The sequence below is a fragment of the Moraxella sp. 179-F 1C4 NHS genome (assembly GCF_045370505.1).
Lineage (GTDB): Bacteria > Pseudomonadota > Gammaproteobacteria > Pseudomonadales > Moraxellaceae > Faucicola > Faucicola tetraodonis.
In genome coordinates this window covers 99463-112357 of record NZ_JBIQEC010000006.1, presented here as the reverse complement: position 1 = coordinate 112357, position 12895 = coordinate 99463, and the positions used below count along the sequence as shown (strand labels likewise).

10 protein-coding genes and 1 pseudogene are annotated in these 12895 nt (G+C 46.5%); 4 read left to right on the top strand and 7 right to left on the bottom strand.

Annotation, left to right across the window (positions count from 1 at the left end; all coding sequences use genetic code 11):
* Nucleotides 1–21: 21 nt before the first annotated feature.
* From ACH0AB_RS04640 to ACH0AB_RS04620, 5 genes and pseudogenes are all read right to left on the bottom strand, one after another.
* Nucleotides 22–1161, bottom strand: a complete 1140-nt coding sequence (locus ACH0AB_RS04640; protein WP_007116945.1) for a cysteine protease StiP domain-containing protein — start codon at nucleotides 1159–1161, stop codon at nucleotides 22–24.
* A 2-nt stretch (nucleotides 1162–1163) separates the two neighbouring features.
* On the bottom strand, nucleotides 1164–1994 hold the full coding sequence (locus tag ACH0AB_RS04635; RefSeq protein ID WP_406877360.1) for an HAD family hydrolase: 831 nt from the start codon (nucleotides 1992–1994) through the stop codon (nucleotides 1164–1166).
* 96 nt (nucleotides 1995–2090) lie between these two features.
* Nucleotides 2091–3266: a phosphoribosyltransferase domain-containing protein gene (locus ACH0AB_RS04630; RefSeq protein WP_406877359.1), complete on the bottom strand. Its 1176-nt coding sequence runs from the start codon at nucleotides 3264–3266 to the stop codon at nucleotides 2091–2093.
* 29 nt (nucleotides 3267–3295) lie between these two features.
* Nucleotides 3296–4378: an ATP-grasp domain-containing protein gene (locus ACH0AB_RS04625; protein WP_406877358.1), complete on the bottom strand. Its 1083-nt coding sequence runs from the start codon at nucleotides 4376–4378 to the stop codon at nucleotides 3296–3298.
* Between the two features lie 231 nt (nucleotides 4379–4609).
* Nucleotides 4610–4726 (bottom strand): annotated as a pseudogene (locus tag ACH0AB_RS04620) (IS5/IS1182 family transposase); the annotation flags it as partial.
* Between the two features lie 160 nt (nucleotides 4727–4886).
* Here ACH0AB_RS04620 and ACH0AB_RS04615 point away from each other — a divergent pair.
* Nucleotides 4887–6938: an OPT family oligopeptide transporter gene (locus ACH0AB_RS04615; RefSeq protein ID WP_406877357.1), complete on the top strand. Its 2052-nt coding sequence runs from the start codon at nucleotides 4887–4889 to the stop codon at nucleotides 6936–6938.
* Nucleotides 6939–7133: 195 nt separating this feature from the next.
* Here ACH0AB_RS04615 and ACH0AB_RS04610 read toward each other — a convergent pair whose 3' ends face one another.
* Nucleotides 7134–8648 (bottom strand): aminoacyl-histidine dipeptidase, encoded by a 1515-nt coding sequence (locus tag ACH0AB_RS04610; protein ID WP_406877356.1) that lies wholly within the window; start codon nucleotides 8646–8648, stop codon nucleotides 7134–7136.
* A gap of 231 nt (nucleotides 8649–8879) precedes the next feature.
* On the opposite strand from ACH0AB_RS04610, the gene ACH0AB_RS04605 reads away from it, so the two are divergent.
* Complete coding sequence (locus ACH0AB_RS04605) at nucleotides 8880–9062, top strand: hypothetical protein (protein ID WP_007116939.1); 183 nt, start codon at nucleotides 8880–8882, stop codon at nucleotides 9060–9062.
* Here ACH0AB_RS04605 and ACH0AB_RS04600 read toward each other — a convergent pair.
* Nucleotides 9031–10020: an extracellular solute-binding protein gene (locus tag ACH0AB_RS04600; protein ID WP_406877355.1), complete on the bottom strand. Its 990-nt coding sequence runs from the start codon at nucleotides 10018–10020 to the stop codon at nucleotides 9031–9033. The two genes, ACH0AB_RS04605 and ACH0AB_RS04600, sit on opposite strands and share 32 nt — an antisense overlap.
* A gap of 182 nt (nucleotides 10021–10202) precedes the next feature.
* Between ACH0AB_RS04600 and ACH0AB_RS04595 the strand changes: the two genes are divergently transcribed.
* On the top strand, nucleotides 10203–11804 hold the full coding sequence (locus ACH0AB_RS04595) for an ABC transporter permease (RefSeq protein ID WP_406877354.1): 1602 nt from the start codon (nucleotides 10203–10205) through the stop codon (nucleotides 11802–11804).
* Nucleotides 11801–12877 carry an ABC transporter ATP-binding protein gene (locus ACH0AB_RS04590; RefSeq protein WP_406877353.1) on the top strand — a complete coding sequence of 359 codons (1077 nt, stop codon included), beginning with the start codon at nucleotides 11801–11803 and terminating at the stop codon, nucleotides 12875–12877. The genes ACH0AB_RS04595 and ACH0AB_RS04590 overlap by 4 nt, the downstream gene beginning before the upstream one ends.
* Nucleotides 12878–12895 lie beyond the last annotated feature (18 nt).

The window sequence follows — 12895 nt, the reverse complement described above, 5'->3', positions numbered from 1 at the left end:
GGTTATCATTGGCTTCTGTTCTTAATTTTGGCTTCTGTTCTTAATAATGGTGACAGCTTGGTAAGGTGCAATGCTGGCATCTTCAATTAATTGAATATTTTTTTCCTCACAAAGATGACGCAGTAATGCTGTATCTTGTCCGTCTGCCATCTCATTCACCAATACACACTCAGGGTCGCGCCGTAATATCGCGCGGGTCGCCTCGGCAATGGTGGGTTTGATACGGTTGCGATTGCTGATGGCAAAGCGCGCCGCCAAGTCATCTATCACAGACTGGGTGGCAAAAGTCGGCAACAACTTGCCCGTTAGTGGTGTTGGTAAGGGCGTTTGCTTACGCAGCGCATCAATGGTTTGGATAAACTCGCCACTGCGATCCCAAGGCTGTAACTTGTCATAATACACTGCTTGGTGCAGTCCATCACTGGGCTCACGATACAGGGTACGCGATATCAGCCCAGAGACAGTGCTATTGAGCAAACTTGCCGGCATCAGCCAATCATCATTACTCGCCGATAGCCAAGCCACCCCGGCAGGATCTGCCAACGTCACCAGTGGAATCACCCCCTCACCTTGGTGAAACAGTTGCGCTTGTTGCCGCTTATCAGTGATTTGGGCTAAACTTCGTTGCAACTCACCATAGATAGCCCCTTTACCCGTCCAACCATCGACAAACACAATCGGGCTATGGGGATGCTGCTGCAAAATATATTGCAAGGCAACAGGGTCAAGCCCGCGGTCACGGATGATACTCACCCCGTAATGCTGACTGGCTAACGCATAGCTGGCAGATGCATCACTAAACGCTTTTTGTAGCAAGACCCCAATCGGCAATCCTGCCCGCACGAGACTGACCAATATCAGCGGCTGCGAGGCACTCACGCGAGCATGAAATAGCTGATGTAAGCTAAAGGCAAGGCTTGTGACATCATTTGCCATGCGCTGTTTGCCTGCCGCCAATGCTTGATTGTACAAGGCTTCATGCATGGCACTGGGCGGTTTTTCAAGCGTCAGCATATCTGAATAATGGCTCTGACCTGATTGAATTAACGCTTCTTTTTGCGTTGGGCTGATATCATTGACGCTATCAGCACTGACGATATCGAGCAGCAAGGTAACCTCAGTGGGTAAATAACTACCCGAAAAATTCGCCTGAATTGTCATGATTATAAACACCCTTGATTGATAGCATCATGCAGTTGCCCGCGATTGGGCGTGCCATACCAGTCCAATAATTGTAAAAACGGCAAATCCGCCAAGCTATCACCAAAACCAAAACAAGGGCGGTTTTTATCCAAATGATAATCTAGCAAAAAACGCATCGCGTGATGCTTGTTGACAACGTGCGGCAAGATTGCCAAGTTATTGGCATTGACATGGATATAAAACTCATCGCCCAAATCAGCCGCCTCATTTAGCACACTCGGCAGCTGTGTCGCAAACTGCAGCAAAGCATCGTGGTCTTTATGCCGATGTTTGATGGCGACATATACCATCAAATCCGTCGCGTTATTGTCTACTATAAAGTGTTCATAATGTGGGGTAATGCGCAGTGCTTCAAACCCTGCCAATCGCGCCATAAGCTGGATAAGTTTGGGTTGTAGCGCCACCAATTGCCCTGCCATTAGCCGCTGCCAACGCGCACAAAGCTGCCCCGATGGCGCTACAATCACCGCACCATGGGTCAAAACTTGCCAACTATCAAACGGCAGTTTGACGCGCATAATCTCAGTGGTATCTCTTGCGGTGACGGGGATGAGCTCAGTTGATTGGTATAACCAATTAAAAAAATGGCGCTGCTTTGGGGTCAAAAAGCTCAATGGTGCATTCTGCTTATCGACGGTCGCCGCCACTAACCCATCCATTGGCAATTGCCAAGCTGCAATTTTTCGTTGGGTTTGAAACAAGGTATCATCCAAATCCATCAAAGCATAAGGCTTGACTAGCGCGACTTTTGATTCAAAAAAACGGGCTTCGGGTTTAAAAAAATCGGTCATTCACACTCACTTTTATCAAACTTAACTTTTATCGTTCTTGTGCTTAATTAGCTTTCGGACTTCAGGTATCGGACTCCGGTTGTCGGGTTTAGAATGTCAGATTTTGGGTCTTGGTGAAATTACCATGACATTATCAAAGCGCTGCCAAAACTCATCCACGCTATCTTGGGGGGTTTCCACGCACAACAGCACCCAATCCCACGCATCAGGCGTCACGTTATAAACAAAATTGGTCATGCCCAAGCCATAATGATCAAAGAACTTGATAACGCTAGTTACGGCGCTATCAGCATGGATGGCGATGGGTGACCGCGTCAAGGCGGAAAACTTGACATCCGCTTGATGCTGCGCCAGACTTTCGGCAAGCAGCAACGGCAACCAAACAAACTCATTACTGCCTAGCACCAAGATTTTTTGATGAGCAAATGACGCTAAGGTCAATTGTCTTTGTCTCAGCATATGCTGCAAACCTTGCAGCAAAAAATCCAATCCCGATGTACTATCGCGTGTCGGTTGCCTACCCCAATTGCCGGTAGGCAGCAGTGGCTGACTGCCTGCCTCTGTGGTTGACACATTTGGCATGGTAACCGCGGGCGCATTTATCCTATCTGTCCACGTCCAATCTCCTGCGAGCAGATGATGGCGAAAAAAGGCGATGTCATTAAAGATATTACTATCTGTTTTGCCCAGTGACCAATCAACTAGCGTCGCCAAATGCACTTGCTCAAGCTTACTCATTCCTGCTTGACGCAGGGCGTTAACCACATTTTGGCAGGTATTACCTGTGGAAGCTTCGTCATCGACCATAATCAAGGTTTTGGCGTTTTCAACGTTCGATTGTAGCGCGCTGTCATCACTTTGGTAAATCAAATGCACACTGGCATGACTATGATCTTCGCTAAACGTGGCAAGCAGCTCTGCTGCCTGTGCATGCCGCGTCGAGTTGAGCAAAATAGCTTGTGGATAACGCGCCTGCAGCACTTGATGCACCCCTGCCGACAGTCCGACTGCAGTCTCCGCCATACCAATCACCACAATCGGCTCAGGCAAATCATCGGGTATGAGAGTCGCCAACTGGGTGAAGGCTTGTCGCATCTTATCGGGGGATACCGGAATATGTCGCCCCAATACTTTGGATACAAACAAAAACGCGCGCTTGGGATTGATACGCTCAGCAAACCCCAACAAATCATCAAGCTGATAATCCGCAGTGGTTTGATAGCGTAAAGTAAGCTCGCCACGCGATAACGAAATGATTTTTTGCTCGGTCATGGCGTCTGTTGTCCTGTTATTTTTATCCGTTAGCCGATTTTGACGCTGGTCATGAGCGGACGCACGATGCAAGGGGTGATGGTATCACGTACCGCTGGCAGATGCGGTTTGGCAATACAGCCTGACCAATAGGCAAAAGCTAATTGGGTTAAATTCATCGTGCCGTTGTCAAAGGCGTGATCGGTGTAACCAATCCCACCTGACGCACGGCTATTGATTTCCAGTACCTTGTGCATCCCATTTTCATCAGCCTTGGTTTGGATGCTCACAATACCATCGGCTTTTAGGGCTGCCACTAGGCGCTTGACAAGTGCCATCACTGCCTCGTCATAGCCCACATGCTGTTCACTGCCGTCTTTATAGCGCGTCACTGCGGCTAACACTTCCCCCGTCTCACATACCACATCAATCGAATATTCTTTGCCTGCTAGATAGGGCATCAGCAGCATGGCAATGGGTTTGTCAGTTACCATTTGGCTATGGTTATAGGCGTGTAAAAATTGTGCAAGATGAATTTTTTTAGCATCAGTAAAGTATAAATGCTCAAAACTATCCCATTCATCGACCGCTGCCGTATCGAGTCGCCAAAACCCTTGCGCAAATATGCCTTTAACGGGTTTTACACATAACGGCTGCCCACCATGCAACGCGAGCAGTGCCATTAACTCATCTGTATTATCGAACTGCCAGCCACTGGCCACAGGGATGTCATGTTGCTGGCAAAAAGCTGTAAAAGCGGCTTTATCATCCATTAATTCAAGCGTGGCTGTGTCAGTTGCGCCTGTCAACAACCGAATACCGGCTGCTTTGAAGTCTTGACGTCTGGCTTCGTAATCTTGGCTATTGCGCCCTGTCAATATCACTTTGCTATTATGCTTTTTGGCCTGTTCAAGTACAAATTCAACCCGCTCACTTGGCTCGGATGGCTCTTGGCACGCTATATCGGCACAGTTTAAGATTTCTGGTCGTGGTTGTCGATGGGATGCCACGATGGTCATCGGTAAGTTATATCGGCATTTCATGGCTTGCATGGCAAGTAGCATCTCACGCTGGCTTGACTGCCCTTCTGCCAACCAAATTGAAAACGGGGTATTACTGGGGTTTAAAATCATTGAACTTCCATTGGCAACGCATCATGCCATTTAACTTATTATCAACTGGATGAGAAGCCGTATCATAAAATAAAACTGGGTTGGATGAATAGCATTTTTAGCATTTCGTCCACTAAAAAATCTTGGGCAACTGAACGAGTGAGTAACGCAATCATAATTTTTTTCCTTTACCGCTTAAATGCTGGCTAAATCAGGGATAAAATCTGCAGACTGTTGTTAAATTAACCACCGTGATTTTAACCGTTTAACAAAGCTGTCTTTATCACAATTCAAATGAATTTTAAAGCTGCAGACGATTTTTACTTTGTCAGTGCTATCTTTTTTACTGACATAGGCGGCTTCATTCTCTTAGCTATTAAATGATCGTCCTATTCAGAACCGTAGTGTTACGATGTTTCGAGGGTGAGGGTGCTCGATAAAAGTTATTGTTTTAGCCATAAAACGCAGTATAATCCATAATATTTTTTTTACTCACCATCAACTTTTGCTTTTACATGGAGATTTGCCCATGCAAGTTCAGCCTATCGGTGATATGTATGCCAATCACAAAGAATTGACGCTAAGGGGCATTATTCTTGGGGCATTAATCACTGTCATCTTTACCGCGTCCAATGTATATCTTGGACTTAAGGTCGGGTTAACGTTTGCCTCGTCCATTCCGGCGGCGGTGATATCAATGGCGGTTTTAAAATTTGCCAAAGATAGCAATATTCTTGAAAATAATATTGTACAAACCCAAGCTTCGGCGGCAGGTACTTTATCGTCCATTATCTTTGTGTTGCCAGCGTTATTAATGCTTGGTTATTGGACAGGGTTTCCGTTTTGGCAAACCACTATTTTATGTATCGCTGGCGGTATCTTAGGGGTGATTTTTACTATTCCGCTTCGCTATGCGATGGTCGTTAACAGTGATTTGCCCTACCCTGAAGGCGTTGCCGCTGCTGAAATTTTGCGGGCAGGCGAACAGGACACATCAGATGATACCCCCGCTCAGTCAGATGCCTCAACAGGCGCCAAGGATATTGTGATTGGTGGCGCGTTATCAGGCATTGTAGCGTTTTTGACCGGTGGACTTAGGGTATTGGCAGATTCGGCAGGCTACTGGTTTAAAGCAGGCTCGGCGATTACCCAATTACCCATGGGGTTTTCCTTGGCGCTACTTGGCGCAGGCTATCTAGTTGGAGTAGCAGGCGGTATTGCTATTTTGCTGGGTATCGTTATTGCTTGGGGTGCAGCGGTGCCGATATTGACGAGCATGACGCCTCAGCCCAGTGACATGGAAATGTCGGCATTTGCCATGAAAATCTGGAAGGAAAATGTCCGTTTTATTGGTGCAGGTACCATTGGTGTTGCCGCGATTTGGACGCTACTCACGCTTATGAAGCCAATGATTGAGGGATTAAAAATTTCCATGCAGGCGCTCAAAGGTGGCAATTCATCAAACCTCAGTCGTATGGAGCAGGATTTATCGCCCAAGGTTATGATCGGCTGGACGGTGGTAATGACGTTGTTATTGGCGGTTAGTTTCTATCAGTTTGTGGCAGATGCAAGCTTGCCAGCGGGTTTGGCATGGTTGCTGGTGTTGGTTTGTACTGCGGTCACCTTTATCATTGGTTTCTTGGTAGCGGCAGCGTGTGGTTATATGGCGGGTTTGGTTGGATCGTCGTCTAGCCCAATTTCAGGTATTGGTATTATCTCGATTGTGGTGATTTCGCTCATTTTATTGCTTGTTGGCAATGCCTATCCACAATTGTTAACCACGGGTGATGGTAAATTTGTCACCGCGTTGGCGCTATTCTGTGGTTCAGCGGTATTATGTGTGGCGACAATTTCAAATGACAATTTGCAAGACTTAAAAACGGGTTACTTGGTAAAAGCCACACCTTGGCGTCAGCAAATTGCCTTAATGATTGGTGTCGTGGTAGGTGCCTTGGTAATCTCCCCTATTTTAGAACTACTGTACAAAGCTTATGGTTTTACTGGGGCATTGCCTCGCCCTGATATGGATGCCTCGCAAGCCTTGGGCGCACCGCAAGCAACCTTGATGACTACGATTGCCAAAGGGATTTTTGCGCATAATTTAAACTGGGACTTTATCCTTATCGGTGTGCTGATTGGTGCTGTACTGATTGTCGCTGATACTTTATTACGCAAGACTTCAGCGGGTAAATACAGCTTGCCAGTATTGGCAGTGGGTATGGGCATTTATTTGCCACCTACCATTAATATGCCGATTTTTATAGGCTCAGTATTGGCATGGTGGATTAAAAACCGTATTACCAAAAACAGTGCGGCGGCGCAACGTGAGCGTAACTTAAAGCTTGCAGAGCGCAAAGGTACGTTATTTGCTGCAGGGTTAATTGTCGGTGAAAGCTTGATTGGCGTTATTATGGCGTTTATTATTGCCGCATCAGTCACGACGGGCGGCTCAGATGCACCGCTGGCGCTTAAACTTGCTAATTGGGACAACATTGCCCAATGGCTAGGGTTATTGGCATTTGTATTGGCTATCGTGATACTAGCCAGACGCGTGTTGAGCAGTGCCAAAACATCGGCATAACAAGCATTAAAACCCAATATCTCTATACATCCTTGAAAATCAGTAAACCCTTGAAAATCAGTTTTTTCAAGGGTTTTTTATGTATCGCGGTTTGAGAAAATAGGCTCAAAACCCTAGATTTAAAATCCTAGATTTAAAACCTTAGCAACGACATTTTTTCACAACTGTGATAGCAGCATGAGCAATCATTAGCAATTACAAAACTTTTAATAAGTCTAATAACACCTGCCAAGTTTTTGCCACGCTGGCGATTTCTACGCGTTCTTTGGGTGAGTGCGCCGCACGGATATTTGGACCAAAAGAAATCATGTCCATGTTTGGCGCTTTACCTTTAAATATGCCGCATTCAAGACCGGCATGAATCACCTGCAGTTTTGGCTCGCCTGCAAAATGGCTCGCCATCACAGATTTTGCCACTGCCAATAGCTTAGAATCTGGGTCAGGTTGCCAGCCTGGATAATCATCGCTTAACTCTAGCGCTGCCCCTGCCAAATCTGCTAAAGCTTGTAGCCGCTGGGTGATGTCATCTTTTGGGGTTTCACCCAAAGATCGCATCAGACAACGTATCTCAAGGGTGGCGGTTTGATTATTGTCGTGAGTTTGGCCAAGCTTAACCACGCCCGTGCTAATTGATGTATCTACCACGCCGGCAAAACTATCGCTCATGCGTATCACGCCATTGGGTAGGCTACGCAGCAAGTTAAGCACACGCTGACTGTCGGCTATACTAAGGGCGGAAAGGTTGCTAGATGCCGGTGACAGCGCGTCCGTGGCTACTAATTTTTCAACAGTGACGGTGAGGTTGGGTTCCGTGATTTTATATTCAGCTTGTAGCGTTTGCAAGATAGTGGGAAGCAACTGGCTAATACGCTCAAAATCACCCAACACCGCCGCAGAGGCTTCGCGCGTAATCACATTTCGCAGTACCCCACCTGTCCAGTGTTGTAGATAAAAAGGCGATGAGCCAAACAGGCTTGCCAGCACGCGCGCCAGTAATAAGTTAGCATTGGCTAAGCCTTTATGAATATCAATGCCAGAGTGCCCACCTTGTAAACCGCTCACCTTAATCACCATCGGCGTGACATCCTCGGTTACGGTAATGAGCGAGGAAGTTAACTGAAATGTTGCATCACGCCCGCCAGCACAGCCAATAAACAGTTCACCTTCATCTTCTGAGTCAAGGTTAATCATCGCAGGTGCGGTCAGCCACTCAGGGTGAATGGCTTGGACGCCGCCCATGCCGATTTCTTCTTCACAAGTCAAAATCAACTCAAGCGGTGGATGGACAATATCATCACTAAACGCCACCGCCAATGCCATAGCAAGCCCAATACCATTATCTGCCCCAAGCGTCGTATCGCTTGCCCAGACCCAATCATCTTTAATGACAGGTTTGATAGGATCAGTGATAAAATCATGGTTGGTGGTTTCCCCTTTTTGTGCCACCATGTCAAAATGCGCTTGGATAGCCACCGCAGGACGGTTTGCCATATTGCTATCAAGCTGTACGCTTGCTGGTTTATAGATAAAAATATTGCCTTTTTCATCTTTTTTGACCGTTAACCCGTATGGTTGTCCGCGGGTTTGGACTGCTTGAACAATAAAGTCACCCAAAGCGTGTTCATGAAAAGTAGGATGTGGAATAGCACAAATTTGATCAAACCATTGCCAAACAGCAGTGGGTGGCAGTTGAGAAAGAGTGGTTGTCATGGTATTGCCCGATTTTTAGTGTATTAACTATCAAAGGCAATATTGTAGCGAATTTTAGATAGGAATGGTCAGCTTATTTCTGGTTAGCATAGTTATAGCGCGATTACTGGCAAATCTACAATGCCATTCCGTTTTAGAAAATATAATATTGTTAATATTATTTTACAGAATATAAAGGTTTTTACATAATAATTCACCTACAGAATATCTATGATGAATTAAAATGTAAAAATGACTAAGAAAAACAAATTATTCGCCGAAGGATTGACGGCAACGCACAATATTATTCAATCCTTTGCGCAACAGCGATTTGGCAATATCACCGAGGGCTTTGCCCAGTGGCAACAAGCCCAAATTGACAACCCGCCTGTGAATACCGTGTTTATTTATAACCCGCTTTTTTCATTAGCATAATCGCATGGCGTTGGTTTTTACCAGCCACGGATACATTGATAATGTCCTGCTTAAAGCTGCCCCATCTGGCGACTTTTGGATCTGGTGCGATGCGTGGGTTGGCTGGGTATTCACTGTTCAAGTCAGCAAATAAATTCTGTGCCTCTGCGCCACTGAGCCATTCCATAAATTTTTGTGCTTGTGCGGCGTTTTTGCTGTGTTTAACTATGCCAATACCCGATACATTGACATGGGTGCCTTGCCATTTTTGGTTAGCAAAATAGGGTTTGACCTTAATGTTTGGCTTGGTATCAAGCAGCCGACCATAGTAGTAAGTATTAGCGATACCGACATCACAGCGACCTGCGTCAATTGCTTCAAGCAGCGCTGTGTCATTGGCAAATGGTGCGGTGGCTAGATTACTGACCCAACCTTTTAAAATACGCTCCATTTGTGGTAAGCCGTTGTGCTGAATCATGGTGGCAACCAAAGATTGGTTATAGACATTGTCCGACGTTCTTAAACACAGCTTGCCTTTCCACTTGGGGGTAGATAAATCTGCGTAAGTTGATAGCTGGCTTGGATTGATTTTGGTTGGGTTGTAAAAAATGGTACGGGCGCGCACTGACATACCAAACCAACGATTTTGTGGGTCTTGGAATTGCGGCGGGATATTGGTTTCAAGTACTTTTGAATTGACAGGTCTTAAGATGTTTTCTTGCGCCGCTTGCCATAAGTTACCGCCATCAACTGTGATAAGTAAGTCAGCTGGGGTATTAGCACCTTCTGCTTTAATTTTTTCGATCAGTACGCCTGCTTTATCGTTGACCAGCTTGATTTTTACGCCAGTTTGCTGCTGGTATTTTGCCACAATCGGCTTCAACAAATTATCAGCACGCGCCGAATAAATCACCAGATCACTTGCTAGCGCAGGTGTTACCGCGCCCATCAACATACCAAAAGTCATCAAGCGTTTCATAATTTACCCTTTTATTCGTCCTAAAAAATTATACCGAACACCCTACTAAAAAGCAGACCTTAACGATGCGACGGTGCAAGTTAAAATCGCCGCCACACGTATTGGTTTCGTAGTATAATATAGAATATTTATTTAAACAATAATAATTATTATTTACATTTAGGTTGACGATTTGGGTGGACATGAATAAGGGTATTGGTTTGGCTCGGTTTTGGCTGGTGCTATGTTCGACTCTAGTATTGCTGCCGCTTTTGGTGGTACTTACTAGCTTTGGTGAGATTGACCAAGAGATTTGGCAGTTTTTGCTTGATTATCAGTTGGGGTTACTACTTAAAAACACCCTGATATTGCTAATCACGACGTCCGTCGGGATTTTGCTACTTGGCGTGACCACCGCATGGCTAACGGCGATGTACCAGTTTCCAGGACGTAAGCTATTTTTTTGGGCGATGATGCTGCCACTTACTGTACCTGCCTACGTATTGGCGTTTGTGCAATTGGGTATGTTTGACTATACAGGTGCAATTAGTACCTATTTGCGAGAGCAGCAGGGGTTTGCACAAGGTCTGCCCGATATCCGCAATATTTGGGGATTATCGATTGTGCTGATACTAGCTTTTTATCCCTATGTGTATCTTCTCGCTCGCAACGCCTTTACCAGTATGGGACAACAGGCGCTGGAGATGGGCGCATCGCTTGGCTTGACACCGCGCGAATCGTTACTCAAAATTGCCCTACCGATGGCGCGTCCATGGCTCATGGGTGGCTTGCTGCTGGCGATGATGGAAGTCCTCGCAGATTTTGGTGCGGTATCTGTCTTTGGGGTAGAAACCTTTACTACTGCTATTTATCAAGCTTGGTTTGGCTTTTTTTCCATTGATACTGCCAAACAACTGGCTTCTTTACTGGTGCTATTTGTATTTGTCATGATTGTGCTAGAGCAGCTGAGTCGCGGCCGCCGTCAATTTGCCACCAAAAAATCAACGGCAATTCAGCCAAAGCCGCTACCTAGTGGGTTGGGTTGGCTGACAACGGTCTATTGCGGTGTGATTTTGCTGGTCAGCTTTGTGCTACCTGTCATCCAGTTGATTGTTTGGGTGGTCGCACATTGGCAGCAGGGCGATGTGAGCGCGTTGCTCCAGCCGATGGGCAATTCATTAGTGATTGGGCTTGTTGGTGCGGTATTGGTCATGGTTGTGGCATTGCTACTTGTGATTGCCAAGCGCAGTGATAAGTCATTGTTCGCCACGATTTTGATGCGTATTACCACGCTCGGCTATGCCATCCCTGGTTCGGTGTTGGCGATTGGTATTTTTATCCCAATTGCAGCGATGGACAATCTGTTATTACAATTTTTGCCCGTCAGTGATGGTACGACCGCTGTCATCAAAGGCACGTTAATTGTGATGCTTTTAGCCTATATTATTCGCTTTTTGGCGCTGGCAGTGTCGAGCATTGAGGCAGGTTTTGAGCGTGTCCGCCCAAGTCTTGTGGAGTCGGCAGTCATCCTCAATGTGCGCGGTGTTGCGTTGATTCACCGTTTGTATATCCCTTTGGTCAAAAGCTCGCTAGGCGTTGCCGTACTCATGGTGTTTGTCGATTTGATGAAAGAAATGCCCATCACGCTGATGACCCGACCTAGTGATTGGGACACACTCGCGGTGCGAATTTATGCCTTTACCATGGAAGGGCAGTTTCAGCAAGCCGCATTGCCTGCACTGGTCATTATACTAGCGGGACTGCTGCCCGTGATTTTGTTTTCCAAGGAAACTAACGTAACATGAACTTCAATAATTTATCGCAGAACGCGGTATCGGATGCGCATTTGACTGTGAATGAGTTATCGCTCAGTTATCACCCGTCTAGCAAAACCGTCCTCGATCAGATTAGTTTTGAGTTGCCGCAAGGGCAAATTGCGTGTTTGGTCGGTCAATCTGGCTGTGGTAAAACCAGCCTGCTACGCTGCATTGCAGGTTTTGAAACCCCGACAGCAGGCTCAATTCAATTTGGCAAGCGGACGCTATTTGATAGCCGCACCCACATCAATATCCCTGCTTATCAGCGCCAGATTGGCATTGTGTTTCAGGATTATGCGCTGTTTCCGCATTTGACGGTGGCAGACAACATTGGTTTTGGGCTTCAACACTTGTCAAAAACTGATAGACAGAGCAACATTGATGCTTTACTTACCTTGATAGGACTGGAACAGTTAGCATGTCGCTACCCGCATGAATTATCTGGCGGGCAGCAGCAGCGGGTGGCATTGGCACGGGCGATTGCCCCCAATCCGCAGCTGATTTTGTTTGATGAGCCATTCTCAAGTCTCGATGCCGATATGCGAGAAGCGTTGGCGATGAGCATTCAGCAGCTACTTAAAGCCAAACAAATCAGCGCCATTGTGGTGACCCATGACCAGCAAGAAGCCTTTATGATAGCCGATAAAATCGGTATGTTGGCAGATGGTCGATTGCAGCAATGGGACACGCCAATTCAATTGTATCAAGCCCCCAGCACCGCCACGGTGGCAAAATTTGTCGGCAAAGGCAGCTTTCTACAGGCGCGGCAACATGGCAATGAGTTGCTGACCGCAATCGGTGCGTTGCCAATGAGCAATTATCCTTATTTTGCAGACAGTCACCAAGTGCTGATTCGACCAGAATGGCTATCGGTGGTACCCCAAACAAACAGCGCGGTTAATGGGTTGATTACCGCCAAGCAGTTTAAAGGCAGTCATGTGGTTTATGAAGTGCAGCTTGCTAGTCAAGAGCGTGTGTTGGTCTACTCACCCACAGATGTTGCCATATTGGGCGAAACCGTGGGGCTGCTGATCACTCACCTGCCTACAAGCCGTCAATAAAGGTGAACCGCCCCGGAA